At 42.6% G+C, this 5596-nt stretch carries 5 protein-coding genes; 4 read left to right on the top strand and 1 reads right to left on the bottom strand.

The window, feature by feature from the left end:
* Positions 1-100: 100 nt before the first annotated feature.
* Positions 101-715 (bottom strand): TetR/AcrR family transcriptional regulator, encoded by a 615-nt coding sequence (locus F8R90_RS01290; protein WP_190889630.1) that lies wholly within the window; start codon positions 713-715, stop codon positions 101-103.
* A 150-nt stretch (positions 716-865) separates the two neighbouring features.
* On the opposite strand from F8R90_RS01290, the gene F8R90_RS01285 reads away from it, so the two are divergent.
* The 4 genes from F8R90_RS01285 to F8R90_RS01270 all read left to right on the top strand — a co-directional run bounded on the left by F8R90_RS01285 (position 866) and on the right by F8R90_RS01270 (position 5463).
* A complete protein-coding gene (locus F8R90_RS01285) occupies positions 866-2521 on the top strand; it encodes a M16 family metallopeptidase (protein ID WP_442946732.1) in 1656 nt (551 codons plus the stop codon).
* A gap of 46 nt (positions 2522-2567) precedes the next feature.
* A complete protein-coding gene (locus F8R90_RS01280; protein ID WP_196508905.1) occupies positions 2568-4076 on the top strand; it encodes a M16 family metallopeptidase in 1509 nt (502 codons plus the stop codon).
* Between the two features lie 263 nt (positions 4077-4339).
* Positions 4340-4579 carry a hypothetical protein gene (locus F8R90_RS01275; protein WP_196508903.1) on the top strand — a complete coding sequence of 80 codons (240 nt, stop codon included), beginning with the start codon at positions 4340-4342 and terminating at the stop codon, positions 4577-4579.
* 623 nt (positions 4580-5202) lie between these two features.
* A complete protein-coding gene (locus F8R90_RS01270; RefSeq protein ID WP_196508901.1) occupies positions 5203-5463 on the top strand; it encodes a hypothetical protein in 261 nt (86 codons plus the stop codon).
* The last annotated feature ends 133 nt before the right edge of the window (positions 5464-5596 follow it).

The following is a 5596-nucleotide window of genomic DNA, read 5'->3' as shown; positions in this document are numbered from 1 at the left end:
GGACAAGGGGACAAGGGGACAAGGGGAGAGAATTTGAAACAAGTCTTTCTCCTTGTCCCCAAGTCCTCTTGCCCATGCCCAATGCCCAATGCCCCACTATTTACTCTTTGGCTAAAACACCATTAAGGAAGATATCAGCGAGTCCTTCTGCCATTTCCTGCATTTGTTGGGGAGAAGCGTCAGGTTCTATGAGGGTGTTGTTAGAAAAACCTGCGATCGCAAACATTCCCAAGAAGACTTTGGCAACTAGCTTGGCATCCATTTTGCGATAAATGCCTTTATCCATAGCTGTTTGAAAGAATGCTTCGCCCACATCAGTCATTTTGGTAATGACTTCTAACTGGATGCGATCGCGCAAGTCAGGATGAAACTGCACCTCCATAAAACAAACGCGCATTAAATCGGCATTTTTTTGGAAGTTCCACATCCGGCGACGCATCACCTGTGCTACGGCTTTATAGCTGCCCATCTCACTTAATTCTGTCAACAAATCTGTGAGAATCTCTACCCATCCACTCGTGGCTACTTCCACCAAAATTGCCTTTTTATTGGGAAAATGACGAAAGAGAGTGCCTTCAGCTACACCTGCTGCTTGTGCCAAGTCGCGGGTGGTAGTGCCGTCAAATCCTTGAGAAGCAAACAAGCGTTGTGCTGCCTGTAAAATCCGGGTGCGTGTCTGAGCCTCTGAGGGTGGAGAAGAATTAAAAACTCGCATAACAGTTATGGTGAGATTTGCGGAACAGGATTTGTAGCATTATTGTCTAACGTCAAGAACAAAAAGCCTAACATGCTTAATACAACATTAACGTCCTTTTGCTAAGTATCCTGTTTTTTAGGTAGTGTAACTTTATCTTAATTTGCGCTTATGAACCAGATGAGTCGGTCAATTTTGGATTTTAGATTGGGGATTTTGGATTGGTCAGATAAAGTATCTGTCATATTGCGGCGGTTGTTTGTCGCTTTGTTGGCTTTGATCATTTTCTGGTGGGGATTGCTGCCAGAAATTGCTCTGGCTCAAACTCAGACGGTACCTTTCCCCCAAAGAGTTCTGCAACCTAAAAAAACTCAAACTCCACCACTTCAAAGTTCGATCCAACCTTATCTGGATCGAGTCATCAAGGAGTTAACGGAATTCCGCCTCGACAATGGTTTAAAATTCATTGTCTTGGAACGACATCAAGCGCCTGTAGTTTCTTTTCTTACCTATGCAAATGTCGGTGGAGTGGATGAGCCAGATGGCAAAACTGGTGTAGCTCACTTTCTGGAACATTTAGCGTTTAAAGGGACGACGCGTATTGGTACAGAAGACTACAAAAAAGAAAAACCTCTATTAGAAACCTTAGAACGGTTGGATGGCCAAATTAAAACAGCAAAAGCCGATGGCAAAAAAGATGAGGTTGCTCGGTTAGAAGCTGAGTTTAAGCAAGTGGAATTGCAAGCAGCCAAGCTTGTCAAGCAAAACGAATTGGGGCAAATTGTCGAACAAGCGGGAGGCGTGGGTTTAAATGCCAATACTTCAACTGAAGCTACCCGTTATTTGTACAGCTTTCCTGCCAATAAGCTGGAACTTTGGATGTCGCTGGAGTCGGAACGGTTTCTCGATCCTGTAATTCGTCGTGAGTTTTATAAAGAGAAAGATGTAATTTTAGAAGAGCGACGGATGCGGGTAGATAATTCACCTATTGGACAGATGGTGGAAAAGTTTATCGATACTGCTTACAAAGCCCATCCATATAGGCGGCCGGTGATTGGTTATGACCAAGATATCCGTAATCTGACACCAGAAGATGTCCAAAAGTTTTTTGATACTCACTACGTACCAAGTAATTTAACCATTGCCATTGTCGGAGATGTTAACCCGGCTGAGGTGAAAAAACTGGCGCAAACTTATTTTGGCCGCTTTCAAGCAAAAACCAAAGCTGTTGAACAAATCCCGGTGGAACCGCCACAAAAACAAACACGGGAAGTTACTTTACAGCTACCTTCTCAGCCCTGGTATTTAGAAGGTTATCATCGTCCGGCGATTACTCATCCAGATAATGCAGTTTATGAAATCATTGGCAGTTTATTAAGTGATGGGCGCACGTCGCGGTTGTATAAGTCTTTGGTAGAAAAGCAGCGTTTGGCGTTAAGTGCTCAAGGTTACAGTGGATTTCCTGGAGATAAGTACCCAAACCTGATATTTTTCTATGCTCTCACGGCTCCTGGTCATACAGTTGATGAATTGGCGGTGGCTTTGCGCCAAGAAATTGACAAATTAAAAACTGAGCCTGTAGCGGCGGCTGATTTGGAACGGGTGAAAACCCAAGCACGGGCTGGTTTGTTACGTACCCTCGATTCAAATATGGGGATGGCTCAACAATTGTTGGAATATGAAGTGAAAACTGGCTCTTGGCGGAATTTGTTTAAGCAGTTAGATGATATTTCGGCGGTGACGACGGCTGATATTGTGCGGGTGTCAAAGGAGACATTTACACCGAAAAATCGCACGATTGGTAAGTTGTTGTCGAAAGAAGGATAAGAGAAACTAACCGCAAAGGGCGCAAAGGGCGCAAAGGTAAAGAGATATGCAGAAGTCTAAGGTGAAGGGTAAACAATTCGGAATTCAAAAGAGTCAGAGGCTGATTTATGCTTTGGTTGCTGTTTTTACGTGTTTACTTTTAAGTTGTAATTTTTCTCTGGCGGCGACGGCTGAGGCAAAGCATCATACTGAGTTGCAGCTGCCATCGCTACCTGAGATTAAGTTACCCAAGTATGAGCGGTTTGTTCTTCAAAACGGCTTGGTTGTCTATTTAATGGAGGATCACGAATTGCCGTTGGTGAATGGAACGGCCTTTGTGCGGACAGGAAATCGTTTGGAACCACAACAGAAAGTTGGTTTAGCTAGTTTTACAGGCGCGGTGATGCGGACTGGGGGAACTAAGAAGCATTCGGCTGATGAACTAAACGAAATGTTGGAACAACGGGCGGCATCTGTTGAAGCTAGTATTGGTGAAGGTTCTGGTGGTGCTAGCTTTGACGCACTGAGTGAAGATTTAGAAACGGTGTTTGGGCTGTTTGCCGAGGTGCTGCGATCGCCAGTATTTGCTCAAGAAAAGCTAGACTTGGCTAAGACACAGGCTAAGGGTGGCATTGCCCGTCGCAATGATGATCCAGATGGGATTGCAAGTCGAGAATTTAAGAAATTGATCTATGGGAAAGATAGCCCCTATGCTCGCACCATAGAGTATGCAACGGTGGATCAGGTTGAGCGTGAGGATTTGCTCAAGTTTTATCAGCAATATTTCCACCCCAATAATATGATTTTGGGGATTGTGGGAGATTTTGACTCTAAGAAAATGCGATCGCTCATTCAAGCTAAGTTTGGTGACTGGAAGCGCAACCCAGGTATTGCTAAACCCAAATTACCAAATGTTTTGCCAGCTAATACAGGTGGAGTCTTTTTTGTCAATCAGCCACAACTGACGCAAAGTAGTGTACTTATCGGACATTTAGGCGGACGGTTCGACAATCCCGATTATGCAGCGCTAGATGTATTGAATGGGGTGTTGAATGGATTTGGTGGACGCTTATTTAATGAATTGCGATCGCGTCAAGGTTTAGCTTACTCTGTCTATGGCCACTGGAGTCCCCGTTTCGACTATCCTGGCATGTTTATTGCTGGTGGGCAAACGCGATCGGATGCTACCGTGCAGTTTGTCAAAGCCTTACAAGATGAAATCAAGCGCATCCAAACTCAAAGAGTAACAGCAAAAGAACTCGCTTTTGCAAAAGAGTCTACACTCAACTCTTTTGTATTCAACTTTCAAGACCCCAGCCAAACCTTATCACGGTTGATGCGATACGAATATTACGGCTATCCTGCTGATTTCCTGTTTCGCTATCAAAAAGCCGTCGCCGCCACCACCGTCGCTGATGTGCAACGGGTAGCACGAGAATACCTCAAGCCAGAAAAGCTTGTGACTCTAGTGGTGGGCAATCAAACCGCTATTCAACCACCATTAACGCAGCTAGCAGCACAGGTGACACCAATAGATGTAACCATTCCTGGTTCGCAGCCACAGGCGAAGAATTAATCACAAATTGCAATCTAAATGAGTAGAGACGCGATCAATCGTGTCTCTACTCATTTAGAAAGACAAGCAATATCAGAATATTATAAAATCATTTCTTTTACAGACGAAACTCCTTTAGTTATGTCTTGAAAATTAAGCCTAAAAATTTAAATCTTTAAAATTAGATTGCAAAATAAAAGTGATGGAGTCTGGATTTGTAGCTTAATCTTATCTAAGGCTAAATCAAGTAATATCACTAGATTTTGTGAGGTACATCAATAGTCATGATAATAATATCCGACCTGCATTCTAGTAGTGGCGAAAGTCTGCTTACTGAAGTAACTGCTTGGGAAATGAGAACTATAGAGGGTGGAAGAAGAAGAAGAAGATCAAGAACAGAGGAAGTAGATACTTCTAATATACTTTCAACAGAAAATATGGAAGAGACTGTTGCTGCTTGGTTAACTAGGCTAGATCAACAGATAGTAGATTTACGACTTCAGCTTGGTGGTGCACAATCATAAAAATTTGATAGTCATTAGGATCGTGCGCTCTTAGATTAATTAAGAGCGCACGATTTTTATTCAGATATTTTTCCAACTGATTGAACAGATAACTCCAAATATAGCGGTTCTCGTTTACGTGAGGTACACCCGTAGGGGCACGGCACTGCCCATAGGTGTCAACTTAAGCTAAAAGCCTTTTCAAATGTCGTTTCCAGCCAGAGGCTGGAAATGCAACTCAAAAGCGGCTCTGCCGCCAGCAAAGGAGGCGGCAGCCCCAAGGACGGCATTCCCAGTCTCAGACCATTCGTTAAAAGTTAGGTTCTCGAATTCTCAATAATTCGGGAATCTGGACAGCGATAATTTTCATAGATGACATAAATACATAATTATGAAAAACCAAAAACACTTTATTGTTAAGAGAGTATATAAATAAACTTAATGCTACCCTTTATAAAACATTTTTTGAATAAAAATAGAGCCATAAAGAAAGACGTAACCCATTTATTTATGTCTTACGAATCAGGTTTACAAGCTTGATTTTTCTAAAAACTACGAATAAAAATGGAATCAGCAGTTAAGCAATACACAGCTTAATCGCTGCTAAATCTGCTCAACTGTGACAATTATTTTAGGAGAAAATTATGGCGAGTATCGCTCTTTCGCAACTAAATACCACTGGTTCTGAACTGTTCCAAGATTCTGAAAGCTTCCTCAACGACCTGAACAATGTTGATTCCATCACTATTTATGGTGGTGATAGTGAAGTTTCCGATGTTTCTGAGGGCATAGAGCCACTTTTAGGTTACGGCATTAAGGGACAAGAGTTCGGATTGTTAGCCTTTGGAGCTAGCTTGACTGCACACATCCTCAAGTCATATAGCGACACTGATACTTTCTTGTAATTGACTACTGAGCTACATTGCTCTGTAGAACTTTTGGAATTAGCGATTAAGCAATACACAGCTTAATCGCTGCCAAATCTGCTCAACTGTGACAATTCCTTTAGGAGAAAATTATGGCGAGTATCGCTCTTTC

It is taken from the genome of Nostoc sp. NZL (assembly GCF_015714705.1).
GTDB lineage: Bacteria > Cyanobacteriota > Cyanobacteriia > Cyanobacteriales > Nostocaceae > Nostoc > Nostoc foliaceum_A.
This window is presented reverse-complemented; position numbering and strand designations above follow the sequence as displayed.